Source organism: Tunturiibacter gelidiferens, from assembly GCF_014201335.1.
Classification (GTDB): Bacteria; Acidobacteriota; Terriglobia; order Terriglobales; family Acidobacteriaceae; genus Edaphobacter; species Edaphobacter lichenicola_E.
On record NZ_JACHEB010000004.1, the window covers coordinates 279,591 to 300,747 of the forward strand.

Consider the following 21,157-nt stretch of genomic DNA (forward strand, 5'->3'; position numbering starts at 1 on the left):
TCCGCGCTACCATCTAACAAGTCATGTCGAACATAACGAATCAAGAAAATCCAACCGCATCGTCTGCCAAGCCTCCTATCTACCTGCTTGACAGCATGGCTTTTATCTTCCGCGCCTATCACGCAATGCAGCGTCAGCGCCCGATGTCTACGCGGACCGGAATTCCTACTGCGGCGACCTATGTCTTCGTGAACATGATCAACAAGTTACGCAAAGACTTTTCTCCGCACTATCTCGCGGCGATCTACGACCTGTCCGGTCCCGTCTTTCGCGACGAGCGCGCACGCGAGATGAAGGCGGTCAAGAAGTTCAACATCACGACCCAGCAGTTCGAGGAGATCGACTACCTCGGCTACAAGGCCAATCGAACTGAAATGCCCGCCGATCTTACCCAGCAGCTCCCTTTCATCCGCCGCGCCCTGGAGGCATTTCGCATCCCGATTCTTAGTTACGAGGGATTTGAGGCGGACGACGTTATAGGAACGCTTTCCTGTAAGCTTTCTGCTCTGGGCCACAAAGTCTATGTCGTTTCGTCTGACAAGGATATGATGCAGCTCGTCAATGATGACGTGTTCATTCTCAATCCAACCAAAGACAATCTGATTCTTGATCCTCCCGGGGTTGAAGCTGCGCTTGGTGTCCCGCCCGAGCGCGTGATTGACGTGATGGCGCTCCGCGGCGATTCCATCGACAATATTCCCGGTGCGCCAGGCATCGGTGATAAAGGTTCCGTCGAGCTTATCCAGCAGTTTGGTACCGTCGAGGCCGCGCTCGATCGCGCTGATGAGGTGAAACGCAAAACGTATCGGGAATCATTACAAAATAATCGCGACAACATTCTTCTTTCAAAAGAGCTCGTTACGATTCATACAAGCGTGCCTATCGATTACGAGCTAGACGATATGCTTACCCAGCCACCCGATAATGCAGCGTGTCGCGAACTCTTCTCGGAGCTTGAATTCACAACTCTGCTAAAGGAACTGGCGCCCTCCATCGCAAACACCCCCATGTCATTCAATTTGTCACCGACGTCGGAACAAGTAAGTGAATTGCTGACCGACGCCAGATCGGTAGATGTTGCGGGAAACATCAAGGGGTTGACACTAGCCGTCTTTGAAGATGCCCGAGCTCTCGCAGAAGAAGTCTCCACGGACGTGTCTGCCGAAGAAGAGGCAGAGCCCGAACCGCTGCCGTCCATGTCTATGTCTCTCTTCGGGACTCAGGAGCCGGAGCCGCAGAACCAGCGCGTGCCGAACGTTTCGACCACTCTACAAATTGGTCTCACGACCTCAGTTGACTCCGCGATGGTCGTATCGCTCCAAGCGCTCGGCCTAAAAGAGGCGCTTGAAGACCCAACACTTCCAAAGCATGTGCATGATCTCAAAGCCGTACTCCGTGCACTTGAACCACATCAGACCGTATTGGCTGGAGTCCGCGACGATGTGATGCTCTATAGCTACCTCGTCAACCCGACGCATGGCTCTCACGTTCTTCCTGATGTCACGGCTCGCTTTACCGACCGTGCCTTACCCCGCCCCTCCAAGACGCCCAGTGACGCCGAGATTGCAAATCTCCTGCCTGAAGCTGCCAACGCTGTACATCGCCTCTCCGAGGTTCTTCGGAGCCAGATCGAATCAGCTCACCTCACGCAAATCTACGAGACGATGGATCTCCCGTTGGTCCCTGTCCTATTACGCATGGAGCAAGCTGGTGTTCGGATCAATTCTGCCGTTCTCGGCGAGATGTCCACTCGACTTGCTGTGGATATAGATAATCTCGCGGAGCGCATTTATAGGGATTCTGGACATCGTTTCAATATCAACTCGCCTAAGCAACTCGGCGACGTCCTCTTCAACAAGATGCTCCTTCCCAAGCCGATGAAGTACGGCAAGGGCAAAGTCGTCTCTACTGCTCAGGATGTGCTTGACGAACTCGCGGAACATCATGCCGTTCCCGCGCTCGTGCTCGAATATCGTCAGCTAGCAAAGCTGAAATCCACCTACATCGATTCTCTGCCACATCTCACTGATGCCATGGGGCGCATCCATACTACCTTCAACCAAGTAGGCACCGCGACTGGCCGACTTTCCAGTACCAACCCAAACCTACAAAACATTCCCATCCGTACAGCTCTCGGCCGGGAGATTCGCGCCGCATTTATCCCAGCGCAGGGCAATGTTTTGCTGTCCGCGGACTACTCGCAGATAGAGTTGCGTTTGATGGCACACTTCTCACAGGACCCTTTGCTGCTCGATGCCTACCGCACAGGCAAAGACATTCACGCATTGACCGCTAGTGAGGTCTTCGGTGTCGACATGGCCACAATGGATAAAGAGACTCGCGCCCGAGCCAAGGCCGTTAACTTCGGCATCGTATACGGCATTAGTCCATTCGGCCTGGCTGCACAACTTAACATCGACCAGAAAACCGCGAAGACCTACATCGAGATTTATTTCGACCGCTACAAAGGCGTTGAACGCTTCATCAAGGAGACGCTCGAAAGCGTGCGTCGAGATCAGTCGGTAAAGACGTATTTCGGCCGCATTCGACCAATCCCGGATATTCAATCCCGCAATCCCAACATGCGCGGATTTGCGGAGCGGACTGCAATCAATACCCCACTACAAGGTACCGCCGCCGACCTCATCAAACTGGCGATGCTCAGAATCGATCAGCTTATCCGCGACCGCAAACTCAGATCGCAGATGACTCTACAGGTTCACGACGAACTACTCTTCGATGTTGTTCCTGAAGAAGTCGAAGAACTGCAGCTGCTTGTTAAGCAAGAGATGGAACATGTCGCTGAGTTTTCGATCCCAATCGTCGCCGAGGTGGGGGTTGGCAAAAACTGGCGCGATATGAAATAGGGCCTCTTCGATTTTCGACATGCTTTTGAGAACTTCTACCGCCTTGGTAATTGTCCGACATACTTCTTTATGCGCCATCTGCCTATTGAGTGTGAATCCAGGAATCGACAGCACGTGGAAAGATGTCAGGGCGAGTTTTCCTAGGCTGTTGGCGGTAGGATTGCTAAACAAGCATATGACTGACGCACGCACTCTCCCTCCCCCAGTTTTGCTGCACATCGCCCAAATTCTCAACCTCCCAATGCAAGGCTTGGTCGCAGTGATTGCGTTGCTGGACGAGGGTGGGACTGTCCCCTTCATCGCCCGGTATCGCAAGGAGGCTACTGGAAATTTCGATGAGGTGCAGATTCGTGACATTGAGGAAAAGGTCGCTTACTTTCGCGATCTCGAGGTGCGGCGGGCGACAATTCTCGCTTCGATTGCGGAGCAGGGCAAGATGACGGACGATTTAAAGGCGAGGATTGACGCGACTCTAGATAAGAGTGAGCTGGAAGATCTGTATCTACCATATCGGCCGAAGCGAAGGACGAAGGCGACAATTGCTCGTGAGAAAGGACTGGAACCACTGGCGCTGTATCTGTGGGAGCAAAGAATCTCGGATGAACCGCTGAGCGCGATGGCTACCAGATTTGTCGATGGTGAGAAGGGAGTTGCCTCCGCTGAGGAAGCACTTGAGGGTGCGAGACACATCGTGGCGGAGATGATCAGCGAGAGTGCGGACTTGCGGAAGGTGGCGCGTGCGTTGATGTTTGATGAGGGCGTGGTGGTGAGTCGCAAGGCGCTGGATGCAGTGGATGAGCAGGAAAAGTTCAAGATGTACTACGACTATCGCGAACCGGTGGAGACGATTCCCTCGCACCGGATGTTGGCGATTCGTCGAGGTGAGAGTGCGAATGTACTTTATTTTTTGATTGAGTTGGAGGCTGCACGGGCGGTGAATGTGCTGCGTCGCGGGGTGTTGCGGGAGCAGGGGGATTGGACGCCGCAGCTGGAGTTGGCGATTGAGGATTGCTGGTCACGGCTGCTGAACTCTTCCATTCAGGGTGAACTGCGGCTGGAGTTGAAGAAGCGCTCGGATCTGGATGCGATTCAGGTGTTCCGAGATAATCTGCACCATCTGCTGCTGGCTCCGCCGGCTGGGCCGATCTCGGTGCTGGGGATTGATCCGGGGCAGAGGACCGGGTGCAAGGTTGCGGTGGTGGATGAGACCGGGAAGTTCCTGGCGAATGATGTGCTGTATCTGCATACTTCGAAGGGCGCCGCGGAGGCGGCTGGGAAGACGCTTGAGGCTCTTGTGGTAAAGCATCAGGTTCGGGCAATTGCTATTGGGAATGGAACGGCTTCGCGGGAGACGGATGCGTTTGTGCGAGAGTTCCTGCGTGAGCGTGGCCTGGAGAATATCTTCTCGGTGACGGTGAGCGAGTCGGGAGCGAGTATCTATTCGGCTTCGGATGTAGCGAGGCAGGAGTTTCCGGATCTGGATCTTACGGTGCGTGGAGCGATCTCGATCGCGCGGCGGTTGCAGGATCCGTTGTCGGAGCTGGTGAAGGTCGATCCGAAGTCGATTGGTGTCGGTCAGTATCAGCATGATGTGGATCAGAGACAGTTGCAGCAGTCGCTCGAGACGGTGATCGAGAGTTGCGTGAATCGGGTTGGTGTTGACCTGAATACTTCGTCGTGGACTTTGCTACGGTATGTTTCAGGTGTGACGGAGAGAACTGCGTTGAACATTGTCAGCTATCGGAACGAGCATGGACGGTTTCGCTCGCGGACTCAGCTGATGAAGGTTCCTGGGATTGGGGCGAAGACGTTTGAGCAGGCTGCGGGATTTCTGCGGATTCGGGATGGTGAGAATCTGCTGGATATGACTGCAGTTCATCCTGAGTCGTACGCGGTTGTGGAGCAGATTGCGGCTTCGTTGAAGGCTCCGGTTGAGGAGTTGATCAAGAGTCCGCAGTTGCTGGAGAAGGTGGATAAGAGCGCAGTTTCGGCGGGGAGTTTTACGCTGAATGACATTCTGGAGGAGTTGAAGAAGCCGGGGCGGGATCCGCGCGAGAAGTTTGTAGCGCCGAGCTTCAATGAAAGTGTCCGGGAGTTGTCGGATGTGATGCCGGACATGGTGCTTGAAGGTGTGGTGACGAACGTGACGAAGTTTGGTGCGTTCGTCGATATTGGGGTGCACCAGGATGGGCTGGTCCATATCAGCGAGCTGTCGGTGAAGTTCATCAAGGATCCATCTGAGGCGGTGAAGGCGGGGCAGATCGTGAAGGTGAAGGTGCTCGCTGCCGATGCGAAGACGAAGCGTATTGCGTTGTCGATCAAGGCGCTGCATGAGGCGGGGCCTAGAGGGCCGCGGCAAAATGCACCGAATTCGCAGGCTCCGGCGAAGGGGCAAGGAGGGCCGATGTTGAAGACACAGGTCCGCGTGAAGACGGCTGCACCCGAGCCTGTGAAGGCTCCGGTTTCTCTTGATGACAAGTTGGCGATGCTGTCCTCCAAGTGGAAGGGACGTTAGCCGTCCGTTTGGTAAGGGGGTACCCCCCCCTATTGCCTGCGGATAAGTTGTTTTGAATCAGTTGGTTGCGAGTTGTCGATGTCTGCAAAATCGTCTTAACAAAAGGGTTAGCCGCAAATTCATCATTCCAAATGAGTTATGTTCATCTTCGGTTACAAAAGAAGGCCCCGCGGATTCGCGGGGCCTTCCTCTGCTCACTAGTTCTAGTCTAGCGGATTGGATGGAACTGATGCGCAATGCTAATTCCCTTGATTGGCGCGGGTTTTGGTAAGTTTAGGGCTTGACATGCGTTTTTGCTGGGAAATTTGCGGTTGAGATTCGCTTTTTTAATGAAGGGTGAAAGCCCGAGGCGAGAGCTACAGCAACAGCAACCACAGATCCCTTCCGGGGATGACAACAAGAAATGCAACGGCAAATGCAAATGCAGCCGCAAATGCAGATCGGGAGTTCTTCCTCCTCAATCAGAATGGCAAATTTTCTTAGGGGCTAAATTTGCCCTAGAGATTGGTTGGTGCGGGCGTGCCAGATGTCGAGAAGGCTGGTGGCGATGCTGAAGATGACCGGACCAAGGATGATGCCGAGGGGGCCGAAGACCGCGATGCCGCCGAGGATGGTGATGAGAATGATGGCGGTGTGTGCGCGCAGGTGGCCGCCGATGAGGATGGGGTAGAGAATATTGTCGATGGTGCTGACGATGAGTCCGCCCCATATGACGAGGAGAGCAGCCTTGCCCCAATGGCCGTTGAGGCCGAGGTAGGTGGCGATGGGTCCCCAGACGAGGAAGGCGCCGAAGGCGGGGATCATGGCGAAGGCGGTGAGGGTGGTGGCCCAGAGTAGGACACCGGGGACGCCGAGCACCCAGAAGGCTAGACCGGCGAGAACTCCCTGGACGAGAGCGATGACGAGGCGGCCGAGGAAGGTGGCGTAGATGGTGTCGTCGACGCGATTGAGGAGTTCCGCGGTCTCGTCTTCGCGGAGGGGGATAAGGGCGCGGAGGCCATCGAGCGCGACCTGGCGGTCGCGAAAGAGGAAGAAAAGAAGGAAGAGCATGACGACAAGCTCGGTGATGAAATGGATGGAGTTTGTGAGGATCACTGCGGCTTTCCCGCCCACATAGGTGGCGGTGGTGCGGGCGGCGGTGTTGACGTCGATGGAGGCGGAGAAGGCTTCGATGCGGTTGGCGAGGGCGGGATGGTTGCCGATGTAGTCGGTGATTAGATTTTGCGCGTTGGGGTTGCGAAGAGAGACGATGGCTTTGAGGGCATGTTCACTCAGTTCCTGCATGAGAAAGAAGCCGGGGACGATGACCGCGAGGATGACGAGGATGAGGGCGACGACGGCGCAGAGGGTGCGGTTGGGAATGCGGGCGGAGAGCCAGTTGTAGGGGACTTCTGTGACGACGGCGAGGACGATGGCTCCGACGATGGCGGTGAAGAAGGGCTGGAGGATGAAGCCGCAGAGGATCAGAATGCCGATGGTGAGAAGGAAGAGAGTGATCTGCCTCCAGGGTGGGTCTTCTCGATCTTTTCTTCTGTCTTCTCGGCCTACTTGCATGTGGGTAGTGCTCTCCGATGGTCTTTGTTCGATGCGTGTCTGTTATGGGGCGAGACTAGAATACGTGCTCGCTGGTTGATTTTGTTCTGTGAATCGATGAGGAGGTTCGGCCTATGGTGCATCTGGAACCGTGGCTTGCGGTGGGTGTGTTGGTGTCCACTGCGGCTACGGACGCGGTTTATGTGATGTTCAATGCGGCGGTGTCGTCGCAGAGACGGTTGCCGGCGGCTACCTGGAGTAGTGTCTGGTATTTGTTGTCGGCATTTGCGGTGATCAGTTATACGAAGAACTGGGTGTATGTTTGCTTTGCTGCTGTGGGGTCGTGGATTGGGGCTTATGTGTCGATGACGGTGTTGCGGCGGGCTAAAGGGCCTCGGGGGCCAGAGGCTGTTTGATTTGTGGATGTGTTGAAACCGTAGGTTCCTCCGCTGCAGGGCGGAACGACAAATGGACAGGCAACGGCAAGAGTAACGACAACAGCAGATCCCCTTCGGGGATGACAGCAAGAAAAGCAACGGCGACGGCAAAGACAACTGAAAAAGCGATGGGAATGGCTAGCTGGCTAGCGTTTTTTGAGCGCTTCGAGTTCGTCGAGTGTGCGAGGCCAGTCTTTGCCCAGGAGGCGGGAGAGACTGCGGTCGGCGAGGACCTTGCCGTTGGTCTGGCATTGGGCGCAGTAGTTGGTTTCGTTGTCGGCGTAGCGGATGCGCTGGATGGGCTGGCCGCAGGTGGAGCAGGGTTGTCCGAAGCGACCGTGGACGGCCATGTCTTTGCGGAAGGCTGTGACTTTTTCGGGGAAGGCCTGGGCGGCTTCGGCATTGAGGCGATCGATCCAGAGAGTAAGCGTATCGCGGGTGGCGGTGAAGAGGCGCTGCCATTGGGCAGGATCCATCTTCGCGGTTTGCTGGATCGGTGAGAGCTGGGCGGCGTGGAGGATCTCGTCGGAGTAGGCGTTGCCGATGCCAGAGAGAATGCGCGGGTCGGTGAGAGCTCGCTTCAGGGTGCGGTTTTCGGTGGTAAGGGCGGTGCGGAAGCCTTCGAGGTCGGTGGCGAAGACGTCGATTCCGCCGGGGTCTATTTCTTGTCCGGCGGCTTCGTTGGCGAAGAGATGGAGGGAGGCTCGGCGCTTGGAGCCTGCTTCGGTGAGGACGAGGGAGCCGTTGGGGAAGTCGAAGGCGGCGAGGTTGTTGCGGCCTCCGAGCTTTGCGCCGAGAGGGCGCCAGTGGAGGCGGCCGGCGATCATGAGGTGAAGGACGAGCCAGAGGCCGTTATCGAACTCGAAGACGATACGCTTGCCGATGCGGTGCAGGGCGCGGATGGTGTGGTTTTCGATCTCTTCGATGCGGGGCTGGACGGTGCGGAGGAGGAAGGGGCTGGCGATGCGAAGGTGGGTTAGCGGCTGGCTTACGATGCGCGGGGCGAGGGCGGAGAGGTAGGCGGTGATGTCGGGTAGTTCCGGCATGTGTTTGGAGAGATGATAACGATTGCGGCGGGATTAGCTGCTTTTTTCTATGACTGAGTCGGGGTGTTGGGCGTACTCGGCCCAGGAGCCGTCGTAGAGGGTTACGTTTTGTGCGCCGGCTACTTCAAGGCTTAGGGCGACGACTGCCGCGGTGACGCCGGAGCCGCACGTGGTGGTGATTGGCTGCTGTAGGTCTACGTTTTTGGCGGCGAAGTATTCGCGGAGTTTTTCGGCTGGTTTGAGGTGGCTGTCTTCGACGAGGTCGGTGAAGGGCGTGCTGGTGGCGCCGGGCATGTGACCGGAGCTTAGGCCGGGACGGGGCTCGGGTGCGGTGCCGTTGAAGCGTGCGGCGGATCGGGCGTCGAGGACTTGCTGGTGGTGGGCGAGTCGGTCTTTGAGTTGGGGAAGGTCTGCTACGGCGTTGCGGTTGAGGTTGGCGTGGAAGGCGGCTGGGGTGCGATGGACGGGGCCGGAATCGGTGGGGAGGCCGGAGTCTATCCATGTGCGGAGGCTGCCGTTGAGGACGTAAACGTGTTGGGCGCCGAAGGTGCGGAGCATCCACCAGGCGCGGGGGGCGGAGAAGACGCCGTGCTGCTCGTAGATGACGATGGTGCTGGTGTCGGAGACGCCGAGGGCGGACATGCTGCGGGAGAAGTTCTCGGGTGTGGGGAGCATGTGCGGGAGTGGTGTGGTGTGGTCGGAGAGAGCTTCGATGTCGAAGAAGAGTGCGCCGGGGATGTGATGCTCGAGGTAACGGGCGCGGGTGTCAACCGGGGGGGTGACGCCGACGGGTGGGAGGGTGGCGTCGAGGACGACGATCGAGGGGTCTTCGAGGCGGGCGGCGAGCCAGGAGGGGGCGACGAAAGGGTTCATGAAGATAGATTACTGTGTGCGCCAGAGAGGAAATGAGCGAGGTGGTGGGGCTGGCTATGTGAATGTGGGTCAGCGGTTGGAGGAGTATCTTGGAATGTCTTTGCACATTTGCATGCAACTGTGTGCAGGGAAGCCTGCGTGATTCGCTTTGCAATTATGCATTCGAATGCATGAAGCCATTTCGACGCAGCGAGTTGCACTGGTTGGCGCTCGTTCGCGTCGGTGGATTTTCTTTGGCTGGCTAATTGCCTTTAGAAGGTCGTTCGACGTGACTCTCGAGGTAAAACGATGAAAAGAATTTTGTCTATCTTTGCGGTGGGAGTGCTTTCTCTATCTGCGCATACGGTTCTCGCTGACGGCATCGGTACATCGGTCACCGGGTCTCTTGCGTTCAGTGGAATGCCGATCAACTTCTTTGATGCTGCAAACGGGGGGGTTCCTAATGGCTTTGGCAACCATGCGGGGACAAAGGTGGCCATAGGCTCCGAGACTGAATTCGGATATAGCGACGCGGCTAATTTGGATACCGCGAATTTTACTGGCTCGACCCTCACTCTCACGGACACGGGATTTCGTGACGGCCAGGCTCCGTTTGAAATGAAATTTACAGACACCGACTTTAAGGACTTTTCGCTGATATCGAATGGTCTGGGTGTGAATTTTTCGTTTGCGGGAGATACGCTGACGGTCAAGTTCGCTGGTGGGGATTTCACGGGTAAAGAAACGACTGTGCTGTCCTATGCTCTCAATCAAACCGGCGTGACTCCAGAGCCCGGGACGTTGGCTCTGCTGGGAACCGGGATGCTCGCAGCTGCGGGCGTTGTCCGCAAAAGATTGTTTGCTTAGTCTCGCGTGACCAAATTATGGGGAGGAGCCGGGTGGCGAAGTCCGGCCTCTTTTGTCCAGGTCGACGTAGCTCCACTGAGAGCTGCTAGGACAGTTCCATTGCGAATTGTTGGGTGGGGTCGTAGGCGTTGGGTTTGGGTTCGGTGGAGAGGTCGAGGATGAGACGCTCGAGCACGAGCAGTTTGTTGGCGGGACTGCTGCGGAGTTCGAGGTCTGCGCGGGCTACGAGCCGGATGGCGCGGGTGAGCTCGCGGCGGGATTTGTAGCGGCGTGCCTGCTTGATGAGGTCTTCGGCGGCGAAGGGAGGCATGCGGAAGCCCTGCCAGAGGACCTGCCAGATGGCTCGGGGATCGCGCACGTTTTTTTCCGAGATGATGAGCATCTGGCGGAAGGTGCGCGCGAGCATGTAGAGGTGGCCGATGGCCGCGTCTTCGCCACCGTCGGAGGCGTTGAGGAGACCGTGGAGGAGGAGGAGCGCGCGGGGGCGGTCCTTGGCGGAGATGGCGTCGGTGAGTTCGTAAAGAGAGCGCTGCTTCGCGGCGAGGACCATGGTTTCTACGTCGCCGAGGGTAACGCGGTTTTTCCCTTCGACGTAGAGGAGGAGCTTTTCGAACTCGCTCGCGATAAGCATCATGTCGGCGCCGAGGGAGTCGACAAGTTCGCGGGCGGCGTCGGGGTCAAACTTTACATTGCGGGATTCGGCGGACGTGGTGACCCATTTTATGGCGTCGTTTTCATCGACGCGGGCGAGCTCGACAGTGCCGCACCAGTCGCCTAACGTCTCGCGGATCTTTTCGAAGCGTTCTTTGTCTTGATAGTCCATCTTGCGGAGGTCGGTGGGGATGCGAAGATGGTCGGCGACGAAGAGAATGAGGGCCGAAGGATTGGGCGATCGGAAGTAGGCGTCGATGGCGGAGAATTCTTCTTTTTTGCTGCCGCGACCGTAGAGAATTTTGAGGTTGCGGACGAAGAGGACCTGGAAAGGTGCCATGAGGGAAGGAGTCTGGGCGCGGTCGAGGACTTCAAAGATGCTGGTTTCGGCGAGGTCGAGGTCGTGGAGGCAGAAGTCGCGGGTGTCTTCGGGGGCGAGGGTGGCGAGGACGGCTTTGCGGCAGCGGTCGTAGAGGAAGACTTCGTCGCCGAGGAGGACGTAGGCGGGGCGGAGGGTAGCTGGGGAGGCGATCTCTGCGATGAATCGGTCGACGGAGGCGAAGGACTTGAGAGAGGCCATTAGAACGACTCCAGCATATCGCTTACGACGGCCTGGGCGAAGTCTTTTGCGACGCGGTAAACGGCTTTGTTATCTTCCTGGATGAAACCGCTGAGGTCCTGGGTGGACTGGTACTGCTCGTGATAGATGAAGCCGTCGTTGCGATAGAGGACGTGACCGTCATGGGCGGTGAGGAGAACTCTGGCGGTGATGGTGATGAGGTAGCTGGAGGACTGGCCCGTGGCCCCGTCGTAGGTGAGCGGCGCGACGGTCTGGCTGACGATGGTGCCCTTGAGGGTGGCGTCAGCGGAGTCCGAGTCTGAGGTGAGAATGCGGTACTTGGTGCGGGTGTTGAGCTCGCGGATGGTGGCCTGGGTGAAGGCCATCTCAGTGTGGAAGGCTTGCGCGTTGGTGGCGAAGACCGGGACGGCGAGGGTGCGGACGCTGGCGGGGATGTTGGTCGCAGAGCCAGCCTGGTGGTAGCCGCAGCCGGCGAGCGTGAGGAGAAGGATCGGGGTTAGGAGGCGCATGCGTCTTGTTTCTATTGTCGCATTGGTGCGGTGGCGGGGTTTTTCTGCGGAAAAAAGTTGAACGGTGGAAAAGGGTTGTTTTTATTGGGAGTTTTTGGAAAAGACGTCTCCAAAACGTGGTGTTTTGGTGGTGAGAACGTGGTGGAGTGCGTGGTGACTGTGGTGTTTTGGATGGTGAGTTTTGAGGCAAGAAAAATGTGACACGATTTTGAACTTTATTTTGAGGGGATGTGCTGGAGGTGAGTGTCTTTGAAGAAGGTCGGATATTTGAGTCCGAAGCCGAGGAGGCGGTCGATCGCAATGTGGGCGATCCAGATGAGCGCGATCGCTGAGGGGAGATGCCAGTGCTTGATGTAACCGATTAGGAGCAAGATCAAGGGCAGGGTTAGGGTGTGTACGAGGTTGTAAGTTGCGGCTCCGAGGCGAACGTTGGCCAGGTAGCCTAGCATGAAGAGGTCGGGGGTAAGGAAGAGGATGGCGAAGAGAGGCCAGCTGTAGTGGAGATGCTGGTAGGCGACGATGGGGAGGATGAGGAGGGCGGCTTCCTCGATTCGCAGGAGGACAGGGGGCTGGGTGAGCATACGAGATTTTATACGTGATCACCAGGGATTCGGTGGTGCAGGGATGGACGGATTGCATCATACGGGCAGTACGCAGAACGGAAGAACGACAAACCAGTTTTTAAGGACTTCCTATGTATCACCATGTAAAGAAGCTGATGTATACGGTCAATATCGGGGAGCCGGATGTTCGTTTCGGCAACATGTTGCTGGAGCAGTTTGGCGGAGCGAACGGCGAGCTTGCAGCAGCGATGCAATATACGATTCAGGGGTGGAACTGTGTCGACGATCTAGGGCGGAGAGATCTGCTGTTGGATATCGGGACGGAGGAGTTGAGCCATCTGGAGGTTGTCGGTGCGTTGATTCGAATGCACCTGGCACCTCTGAAGACGAATCGTGAGGCTGCGGAGGCTGATCCGCTGGTGACGATCGCAGGCGGTGGCGGCGTTGGGCTGTTCGATTCGATGGGGAACGCTTGGACCGCGAACTACCTGAAGATTACCGGTGAGCTGGATGTAGATCTGCGAAGCAACATCGCGGCCGAGGCTCGAGCGAAGATTGTGTATGAGCGGTTGATCGACCATACCGACGATCCAGGATCGATTGATACGCTGCAGTTCTTGATGACTCGCGAGATTACACACATGAAGGCGTTTCAGGCGGCGCTGGATAGCATCGAGAAGACTCCTTTCTCGGTAGGGTTGTTGAAGCCGACGCCGGGGATTGTGGACGAGTACTTCAACGGATCCACTGGTGATGGCAGTGAGGGGGAGACGGATATGCATGGACCGTGGACCTCGTCGTTTGGCCTGCATCCGGTGGAGTCGCAGATGAACGGTGGCAAGGGTCTTTCGGTTGGCGATATCGACGGGAAGATCAATGGCGAAGACAGAGGCAAGCAGGATGAGGCACAGAAGGCTACGACCTCAGTGGCTGATGAAGCTCTTGGTAAGCAGCTTGCCGGCGTTGGAAGTAATGGGCATGGATCGAGCCGGAGTTCGCGGACTCGGGAGTAAAGGCAACGGCGTGCTGCGCGCACGGCGCGATCTGCCATCGAGGCTGGCGCGCCTTCGGCGCCTTTTGGTGGAGTTGAGGAAAAGGAAATGGCAGCCTTTGTGGCTGCCATTTCTTGGTTGATTGTTTGTTTTCGAGTTTGTTATGCGGGGCTTGGTTGGCCTTCGCCGAAGCCGGGCTTGCGTCCGCTTTCTGGCTTGAGGATCTTCTGGGTTTCGCCACCGTTACCTGGGTCTACGCCGGAGAGCGCGGACTTGGCGGCGGGGAGTTCCTTGCCTTCGATGATCAACTTGATCTCGGCGGCATCCAGGGTCTCGCGCTCCAACAAGGCTGCTGCCATGCGGTGCATGATGTCCTGGTTGGACTCAAGGATGGTGTAGGCCGACTTGTAGCCGGCATCAACGAAGAAGCGAACCTCAGCGTCGATCTGCTTGGCGGTGTCGTCAGAGAAGTCGCGGTGCTGAGCGATCTCGCGGCCGAGGAAGATCTGCTCTTCCTTCTTGCCGAAGGTCATTGGACCCATCTTGGACATACCGAACTCGCAGACCATCTTGCGGGCCAGCTCTGTGGCGCGCTCGATGTCGTTGCCTGCTCCGGTGGTCATCTGCTTGAGGAAGATCTCTTCCGCGCAGCGTCCGCCCATGAGGGTGGCCATGCGGGTTTCGAGATAGTCCTTGGTGACGGTGTGCTGGTCTTCCTCGGGGAGGTAGACCGTTACACCGAGAGCCATGCCGCGGGGGATGATGGTGACCTTGTGGAGCGGGTCAGAGTGCTCACGCAACGCGGAGACCAGCGTGTGACCGGCCTCGTGATAAGCGGTGACGCGCTTCTCCTCATCGGTAAGGAGCATGGACTTACGCTCGGCACCCATCATGACCTTGTCCTTGGCTACTTCGAAGTCATACATGTGGACTGACTTTCTGTTGTAGCGGGCGGCCGTGAGGGCAGCTTCGTTGACCATGTTGGCGAGGTCGGCACCGGAGAAGCCCGGGGTTCCACGAGCGAGGATGTTGAGGTTCACATCTTCTGCCATGGGGACCTTCTTGGAGTGGACCTTGAGGACCTCTTCGCGGCCACGGATGTCGGGACGATCTACGATGACGCGACGATCGAAGCGGCCGGGGCGGAGGAGGGCGGGGTCGAGAACGTCGGGGCGGTTGGTTGCGGCGACGAGGATGACACCGTCATTGGACTCGAAACCGTCCATCTCAACGAGGAGCTGGTTGAGGGTCTGCTCACGCTCGTCGTGTCCGCCGCCGAGGCCTGCGCCACGGTGACGGCCAACTGCGTCGATTTCGTCGATGAAGATGATGCAGGGGGCGTTCTTCTTGCCCTGCTCGAAGAGGTCGCGAACGCGGGATGCGCCGACGCCTACGAACATCTCGACGAAGTCAGAACCGGAGATGGAGAAGAAGGGAACGTTGGCTTCGCCGGCTACTGCGCGGGCGAGGAGGGTCTTGCCCGTGCCGGGAGGTCCGACGAGGAGCACGCCCTTGGGGATGCGGCCACCGAGGCGCTGGAACTTCTGTGCTTCGCGGAGGAACTCGATGATCTCTTTGAGTTCTTCCTTGGCTTCATCGACACCCGCAACATCCTTGAAGGTGATCTTCTTCTGCTGCATGGAGAGCAGACGGGCGCGCGACTTGCCGAAGCTCATGGCCTTGTTTCCGCCGGACTGCATCTGGCGGAGGAGGAAGAACCAGAGGCCAAGGAGAAGGGCGAAGGGCGCGATTGAGATCAGGAGGCTAAGCCACTGGTTGGGGCTCTGGTCCTTGATGGTGATGTTGACGCCGTGATCGCGGAGCGTCTTATACATGTCGGGGTAGTTGCCCGGGATGGTGGTGTGAAAGAGATTCTTCGCGTCGTCGCGGTAGTGTCCAGTGACCTCAGCTCCGTTGACGATGACGTCCTGGATCTTGCCCTGGTCGGCGTCGTTGAGGAGGGTGGTGAGGCTGATGTTCTTTTCCTGGGTGCCGCCGGTTGTTTTGACGACAACCTGCCACAGGAAGACTAGGCAGGTGATCATGAAGACCCAGATCAGAATTTGTTTGACAGTCGAGTTCAAGCGAATTTCCTCATTTTTTTTCTAGTCTGCAGCTGCCTCGAAATCGACTGGCACTTGTCAGACAGAGTCTTCGCTAGCGAAGACGTACTACGGTTAGACGGCGGCTGTGAGGGAAGGTCCTGTGCTGGTGGGGTATTCCTGATTGTCAGCAAAAACCCTGCCTCGGTCAAGTATTTAGATTCTACTCTTGACAGAACGATTCGTGGGTCTGATGCGGGAAATAATGATGTGACTTTAGGGTGATGGGGGTTGAGCTGGTTTGGGGGTGTTCGTGCTCGGGTGGCGGGATTTTCTTGGCGGCGATGATGGGGGTTGAGAGCCGATTGCGCGCTTTGCTTGTTGGTGATGATTTGAAGGGAGTTATTTCTCGCGGTAGAGGCGAAGTTCGCGGGGGGAGCGGTCGGCGCGGAGTCCGCTGGGCAGGTGCAGGACGGAGCCGGTGCGGGCGGCGACGGTGGGGTCGGGGCGGAAACCGCTGAGGGCGAGGAGGCGGGAGGTCTCGTCGAAGGTGAGGCGGGCGCCGAGTTGGCGGGCAGCGGCGCGGAGGACGCGACGGCGGAGGGCGGGGTCGAGGGTGCGGAGGCGATCGAGTTCGATGGAGACGGCGGATTGGCTTGGGGTGGTGCTGACAGCTCGGCCACCGCCTCGGATGGGCTTGCCAGGGAGGAGGAGCTGGGGGAGGATGCGGCTGAGTTCTGATTGCCAGCGAGATTCCTCTTCGCGAGCCAGCTCGGCCATGTTGGCGAGGGTCTGGTCGAGGTTGGGATTGTAGGTGCGGAGTTGGGGGAGGAGCTCGTGACGGATCTTGTTGCGGGTGTAGGCGGTGTCGGTGTTGGTGGAGTCGGTGCGCCAGGGTTGGTTGAGTTGGGCGAGGTAGGCCTCGATGTCGGCGCGGCGGATTTGCAGGAAGGGGCGGAGGATCTTTCCTTTTGCGAGGGTGATGATGGGGTGAATGGCGCTGAGGCCTTCGGTCCAGGCTCCGCGGAGGATCTTCATGAGGACGGTCTCGGCCTGGTCGTCGAGGGTGTGGGCGGTGAGGATCGTGTCTGCGTGGCCGGAGGTGAGGAGGGTGGTGAAGAAGTCGTAGCGTAAGTTGCGGGCGGCCTCTTCGATGGTCTCGCGGGTTTCGGAGACGCGTTGCGGGACGCTGGCTTGGTGGAGATGGAGGGGGATGTCGTGGGCGATGCAGAGGTCTTCGACGAAGCGTTGGTCGGCGTCGGCCTCTTCGCCGCGTAGACCGTGGTGGATGTGCACGGCGGAGAGGCCGATGCCGAGCGACTCGCGGGCTGTGTGGAGGGTGAGGAGGAGGGCTACGGAGTCTGCTCCTCCAGAGATGGCTACGCAGAGGCGGTCGCCGGGTTGGATGTTGGTGCGGTCGAAGGGCAGGGTGGGCTTGGCAGGCATTCGACTTCATCTTACCGTCGAAAACTTACAGCGGGGATGATGTTGCGAGTGGGCCACAACGCGTAGAAGTTCGCGAGCATCTTGTATACTTCGCAGGTTATGCGAGTATTTGTGATTCTTCCGGCAGCAGGGATTGGGACGCGGATGGCCGCGGGTGGTGCGTCGAGTGCGGCGCCGAAACAGTTTCTTGAGATTTGTGGGGTGCCGGTGCTGGTTCGGTCTGTGCGGGCGTTTCTTGCGGTACCAAGAGTGGATGCGGTTTGCCTGGCGGTGCGGGCGCATGAGCGCGAGCGAGTACAAGCGCAGATGGAGGAGTACAAGCTGGGGCCTCGTGTGCACATGGTGGAGGGTGGGGATAACCGTCAACATTCCGTGGCGAATGCGCTGGCTGCGCTGGAGTGCGATGCGGACGACGTGGTGCTGGTGCATGATGCGGTGAGGCCGCTGATCGATCCGGCGACGATTGAACGGACGATTGACGCGGTGGTGAAGCATGGCGCGGCCATCGTTGGGCTGCCGGCGGTGGACACGATCAAGCAGGTGGAGCGGACGGCAGATGGAGCGATTGTGACGGCGACGATTCCGAGGGAGCGAATTGTGCAGGCGCAGACGCCGCAGGGTGCTCGGTTCGGGTTGTTGCGGGCGGCGTTTGCGGAGGCCGAGGTGGATGGGTTTTCGGGCACCGATGAGGCGAGTCTGCTGGAGCGGGCTGGAGTTGAGGTGGCTGTGGTGCAGGGTGCGGCGAGGAACTTCAAGATTACGCAGCCGGGAGATATCGAACTGGCGGAGTTTTATCTGGGGTTGGCGAAGGCTTGATAGATCTGCGTGATGGCGCTCGCAGAACGTGGGAAGATAGCTTATGGGCATGAGGATTGGTTACGGATATGACTCGCATGCGTTCAAGGCAGGCGTGCCGCTGGTAATTGGCGGGCTGGCGATTGAGCATCCCGAGGGGTTGGCTGGCCATTCGGATGGAGATGTGTTGCTGCATGCGATTACGGATGCGCTGCTGGGCGCGGTGAGTGCGGGGGACATCGGGACGTTCTTTCCGCCGAGCGATCCGCGATGGAAGGGCGCTGCGTCGAGTGTGTTTTTGCAGACGGCTCTGGAAGAGGTGGCGACAGCCGGATACAAAATTGTGAACGTCGATACGGTGCTGGTGATGGCGAAGCCGAAGATCGTGCCGATTGCAGGGGAGTTGCGGGAGAGCGTGGCGACGCTGCTGGGTGTTAAGCCGGGTGAGGTTGGGATCAAGGCTAAGACGCCTGAGGGATTGGACCAGGACCACGTCGCGGTGGCGCATGCGACGGTGCTTTTGGAGAGCTTAGGGATTCCGGAGCCCGTGGGCGCGATGGCTGCTACGGCTGAGAATGAGATCGATGTGGTGGTGAAGACGCTGGTTGGGGAGACGCGAAGTGTTTCGGCGTTGGGGCGGAAGGTGACTCCGTTTGATACGGATGATCTGACTTAGCCTGATGGTTGATTGAGCGAGTGCAGCGGCCAACTTGCTTCACCCGGCTTGCTAGCTGGCTAAGCTGTCCGGTTTTCTCTTATTGCTGCCCGGCTTTTACGATGGCGAGAGCGAATCCATCGTAGCCTTTGCTGCCGACGGTCTGGAGCGCGGTTGCGTCGAGGCCTGGGTGACTGCCGAGGTGTTCGAGAAAAGTTCGAGTTCCGGTAACGCTGGCGTCAGTACTGGTGGCGTCGAGGATTTGGCCATCGCGAATGACGTTGTCTCCGATGATGAGGGTGCCGGGACGTGAAAGTTTGAGTGCCCATTCGAGATAGTTTGGGTTGTTGGGCTTGTCGGCGTCGAGGAAGATAAGGTCGAAGGGATCGGTCTTGTCGGCGTAGAGGCGGGCGAGGGATTCGAGTGCGCTGCCGACCCTGATTTCTACGAGTAAGGATAGGCCGGCGCGCTCGATGTTTTCGGCGGCAACTCTGGCGTGTGTTGGGTCGAGCTCGAGTGTGATGAGACGGCCGAAGGGCGGGAGAGCGCGGGCCAGCCAGATGGTGCTGTATCCGCCGAGGGTTCCGATTTCGAGAATTCGCTTCGCGCCCTGAATGCGCGCCAGCAGATGAAGGAGCTTGCCCTCGTTGGGAGAGACGTCGATGGCGGGAAGCCCGGTGCGTGTGTTGGCCGCGACTGCCTCGTTGAGTGCTAGATCGGGATGGACGAGAGTGTTTGTGAGGTAGCGTTCGACGGAGGTCCAGAGATCCTGATTCATATGGTGTGAGGATAAGGGCGAGCGGCCGTGCGGGCAAATTGTGTTTTGACGGTCGGCTTGGGCTCGTGGAGATGCTAGCGTGTTCGTAGAGAGTTGTTAGCACGGGGAGTCAGGATGCGAATTTGTTCGGGATGCGGTTTGGGTTTGATGGCAGCTTTGGCTTTGAGTGGAGCGGCGAACGGGCAGACGGTGAGCGATGCGAGTTTGCAGCCTCGTGCGAGTAAGGTTGCGAGTTGCTTGCCTGGTGGCGATGCGGAGTGGCTTACGCCGGCTGAGAAGACCTGCTATGCGACTACGCCGGATTACGCGGAGACGATGACGTATCTGAAGCGTGTGCAGGCGGCCGCGCCGGGGCAGGTGCGGATTGAGCCTTTTGGGAAGACAGGCGAGGGGCGAGAGCTTGATGTGGTGGTGGTCTCGCGAGATGGAGTGTTCGATCCGGCGGCGATTCATGCGGCTAAAAGGCCGATTGTGCTGGTGCAGAACTCGATTCATGCAGGGGAGATGGACGGGAAGGATGCTTGTCTCGCGGTGTTGCGGGATATGGTGATCGCGAAGACGAAGGCTAACCTGTTGGAGCGGGCAGTGTTTGTGTTTATTCCGATCTACAACGCGGATGGACATGAACGAAGGAGCGCGTACAACCGGATCAATCAGGACGGGCCGGCGGAGATGGGGTGGCGGGGGAATGGGACGAACCTGAATTTGAACCGCGACTATCTGAAGGCAGACACGCCGGAGACGAGAGCGTTTATGGCGATGTTTCATCGCTGGTTGCCGGATTTTTTTGTAGATGACCATGTGACCGACGGCGCGGACTACCAGTACGACGTGACGTTCACGATCGACGATGGGCCGAATGTGCCGAGCGGCACGGTGAAGTGGGTGGATGAAGTAGCGACGCCGATGCTTGAGAAGTATGTGGATGCGCATGGACATCTGGCTTCGCCGACGTACATCAATCTTGTGAACGACAACGATCCGGCAGATGGGCTCGGGTTCAATGATGATCCGCCTCGGTTTTCGACGGGATATGTGATTTTGGAAGGCCGGCCAGGGATGCTGGTCGAGTTACATATGTTGAAGGATTACAAGACTCGTGTGACGGGGAACTACGAGATTCTTGCGGGGCTGATGGAGTTGATGAATCGCGATGCGGATAAGGTGATCGCGCTGAATGCCGCGGCGGATAAGGAAGCTGAGGATTTGGGGGCTCATCCGTTGAGTAATGTGAGGTACCCGTTGGCTCTGGGTTGGGGTGGGGAGACGACGCCGTTTTTGTTTCGCGGTTACAAGTACACGCGGGAGTTGAGTGCGATTTCGGGCGCGATGCGGGTGGAGTATTCGCATGAGCCGTGGAATGTTTCGCTGCCGTTCCAGAAGGGCTTCAAGGTGACGGTGGATACTAAGGTGCCCGCCGCCTACATTATTCCGGTGCAGTGGACGAAGGTGATTGATGTGTTGGCCGCGCACCAGGTGGAGATGGAGCGCACGACCGCAGCGTGGACGGGGGATGTGGAGACGTATCAGTGTGCGGGGATGGCGTGGCAGGAGCCTCCGTTTGAAGGACGGCATCCGACGTTCAATGGCGAAGCGGCGCACGATCCAGGGAAGTATGGAAGCTGCGTGGTGGTGCGGGAGAAGATGAGTTTTCCTGCGGGGTCGGCGGTGGTGAAGCTGAATCAGCGGCTGTCGAAGGTGGCGCTGGAGTGGTTGGAGCCGGCGGCGCCTGACTCTGCACTGCAGTGGGGATTCTTCGATTCGATCTTCGAACAGAAGGAGTATGGCGAGGCTTACGTGCTGGAGTCGCTGGCGCGGGAGATGATGGCGAAGGATCCGAAGCTGAAGGCGGAGTTTGAGAAGAAGGTGGCGAGCGATCCGGCGTTTGCGGGGAACTCGTATGCGCGGCTGGAGTTTTTTTATGACCGCACACCGTGGTTTGCAGCGAACCGGGTTGGGCAATATCCGGTGGGGCGGTTGCTGAGTCTTGATGGAGTGCCAGTGGCGCGGTGATTGCTGGTTGATGTTC

Annotated in this window: 18 protein-coding genes; 9 read left to right on the forward strand and 9 right to left on the reverse strand. The window is 58.1% G+C overall.

Annotation, left to right across the window (positions count from 1 at the left end):
- Window positions 1-23 precede the first annotated feature (23 nt).
- Both polA and HDF14_RS10005 read left to right on the forward strand, forming a co-directional pair.
- Complete coding sequence (gene polA / locus HDF14_RS10000; RefSeq protein ID WP_183976034.1) at window positions 24-2,867, forward strand: DNA polymerase I; 2,844 nt, start codon at window positions 24-26, stop codon at window positions 2,865-2,867.
- A 175-nt stretch (window positions 2,868-3,042) separates the two neighbouring features.
- Complete coding sequence (locus HDF14_RS10005) at window positions 3,043-5,382, forward strand: Tex family protein (RefSeq protein WP_183976036.1); 2,340 nt, start codon at window positions 3,043-3,045, stop codon at window positions 5,380-5,382.
- A gap of 486 nt (window positions 5,383-5,868) precedes the next feature.
- On the opposite strand, the gene HDF14_RS10010 is transcribed toward HDF14_RS10005, so the two are convergent.
- Complete coding sequence (locus HDF14_RS10010) at window positions 5,869-6,936, reverse strand: AI-2E family transporter (RefSeq protein WP_183976038.1); 1,068 nt, start codon at window positions 6,934-6,936, stop codon at window positions 5,869-5,871.
- A 113-nt stretch (window positions 6,937-7,049) separates the two neighbouring features.
- Between HDF14_RS10010 and HDF14_RS10015 the strand changes: the two genes are divergently transcribed.
- Window positions 7,050-7,331 carry a hypothetical protein gene (locus HDF14_RS10015; RefSeq protein WP_183976040.1) on the forward strand — a complete coding sequence of 94 codons (282 nt, stop codon included), beginning with the start codon at window positions 7,050-7,052 and terminating at the stop codon, window positions 7,329-7,331.
- Between the two features lie 167 nt (window positions 7,332-7,498).
- Here the strand turns inward: HDF14_RS10015 and HDF14_RS10020 are convergent, their stop codons facing one another.
- Together HDF14_RS10020 and sseA are read right to left on the reverse strand one after the other, a co-directional pair.
- Window positions 7,499-8,398 (reverse strand): Fpg/Nei family DNA glycosylase, encoded by a 900-nt coding sequence (locus tag HDF14_RS10020; RefSeq protein WP_183976042.1) that lies wholly within the window; start codon window positions 8,396-8,398, stop codon window positions 7,499-7,501.
- A 33-nt stretch (window positions 8,399-8,431) separates the two neighbouring features.
- Window positions 8,432-9,271, reverse strand: a complete 840-nt coding sequence (gene sseA, locus HDF14_RS10025) for a 3-mercaptopyruvate sulfurtransferase (RefSeq protein WP_183976043.1) — start codon at window positions 9,269-9,271, stop codon at window positions 8,432-8,434.
- Between the two features lie 288 nt (window positions 9,272-9,559).
- Between sseA and HDF14_RS10030 the strand changes: the two genes are divergently transcribed.
- Complete coding sequence (locus HDF14_RS10030) at window positions 9,560-10,117, forward strand: PEP-CTERM sorting domain-containing protein (protein ID WP_183976044.1); 558 nt, start codon at window positions 9,560-9,562, stop codon at window positions 10,115-10,117.
- 85 nt (window positions 10,118-10,202) lie between these two features.
- Here the strand turns inward: HDF14_RS10030 and holA are convergent, their stop codons facing one another.
- Together holA and lptE are read right to left on the reverse strand one after the other, a co-directional pair.
- Window positions 10,203-11,348 carry a DNA polymerase III subunit delta gene (gene holA / locus HDF14_RS10035; RefSeq protein WP_183976045.1) on the reverse strand — a complete coding sequence of 382 codons (1,146 nt, stop codon included), beginning with the start codon at window positions 11,346-11,348 and terminating at the stop codon, window positions 10,203-10,205.
- Window positions 11,348-11,857, reverse strand: a complete 510-nt coding sequence (gene lptE / locus HDF14_RS10040) for an LptE family protein (RefSeq protein ID WP_183976046.1) — start codon at window positions 11,855-11,857, stop codon at window positions 11,348-11,350. Before lptE ends, holA begins: the two co-directional genes overlap by 1 nt.
- Window positions 11,858-11,914: 57 nt before the next feature.
- Here lptE and HDF14_RS10045 point away from each other — a divergent pair, with 57 nt between their 5' ends.
- A complete protein-coding gene (locus HDF14_RS10045; RefSeq protein ID WP_183976047.1) occupies window positions 11,915-12,058 on the forward strand; it encodes a hypothetical protein in 144 nt (47 codons plus the stop codon).
- Window positions 12,059-12,072: 14 nt separating this feature from the next.
- Here HDF14_RS10045 and HDF14_RS10050 read toward each other — a convergent pair whose 3' ends face one another.
- A complete protein-coding gene (locus HDF14_RS10050) occupies window positions 12,073-12,438 on the reverse strand; it encodes a DUF4260 domain-containing protein (RefSeq protein ID WP_183976048.1) in 366 nt (121 codons plus the stop codon).
- 113 nt (window positions 12,439-12,551) lie between these two features.
- On the opposite strand from HDF14_RS10050, the gene HDF14_RS10055 reads away from it, so the two are divergent.
- Entirely contained in the window at window positions 12,552-13,433 is an 882-nt protein-coding gene (locus HDF14_RS10055) for a manganese catalase family protein (RefSeq protein WP_183976049.1), read from the forward strand.
- A gap of 140 nt (window positions 13,434-13,573) precedes the next feature.
- On the opposite strand, the gene ftsH is transcribed toward HDF14_RS10055, so the two are convergent.
- Window positions 13,574-15,496, reverse strand: coding sequence for an ATP-dependent zinc metalloprotease FtsH (gene ftsH, locus HDF14_RS10060; protein ID WP_183976051.1), 1,923 nt, complete (start codon window positions 15,494-15,496; stop codon window positions 13,574-13,576).
- Window positions 15,497-15,856: 360 nt separating this feature from the next.
- Window positions 15,857-16,900, reverse strand: a complete 1,044-nt coding sequence (gene tilS / locus HDF14_RS10065; protein ID WP_183976060.1) for a tRNA lysidine(34) synthetase TilS — start codon at window positions 16,898-16,900, stop codon at window positions 15,857-15,859.
- A gap of 99 nt (window positions 16,901-16,999) precedes the next feature.
- On the opposite strand from tilS, the gene ispD reads away from it, so the two are divergent.
- Together ispD and ispF are read left to right on the forward strand one after the other, a co-directional pair.
- Window positions 17,000-17,716, forward strand: a complete 717-nt coding sequence (gene ispD, locus HDF14_RS10070; protein WP_183976574.1) for a 2-C-methyl-D-erythritol 4-phosphate cytidylyltransferase — start codon at window positions 17,000-17,002, stop codon at window positions 17,714-17,716.
- A gap of 43 nt (window positions 17,717-17,759) precedes the next feature.
- On the forward strand, window positions 17,760-18,371 hold the full coding sequence (gene ispF / locus HDF14_RS10075) for a 2-C-methyl-D-erythritol 2,4-cyclodiphosphate synthase (RefSeq protein ID WP_183976062.1): 612 nt from the start codon (window positions 17,760-17,762) through the stop codon (window positions 18,369-18,371).
- Between the two features lie 79 nt (window positions 18,372-18,450).
- Here the strand turns inward: ispF and HDF14_RS10080 are convergent, their stop codons facing one another.
- Window positions 18,451-19,128, reverse strand: a complete 678-nt coding sequence (locus HDF14_RS10080) for an O-methyltransferase (protein WP_183976064.1) — start codon at window positions 19,126-19,128, stop codon at window positions 18,451-18,453.
- 147 nt (window positions 19,129-19,275) lie between these two features.
- On the opposite strand from HDF14_RS10080, the gene HDF14_RS10085 reads away from it, so the two are divergent.
- Window positions 19,276-21,141 (forward strand): M14 family metallopeptidase, encoded by a 1,866-nt coding sequence (locus tag HDF14_RS10085; protein WP_183976065.1) that lies wholly within the window; start codon window positions 19,276-19,278, stop codon window positions 21,139-21,141.
- The last annotated feature ends 16 nt before the right edge of the window (window positions 21,142-21,157 follow it).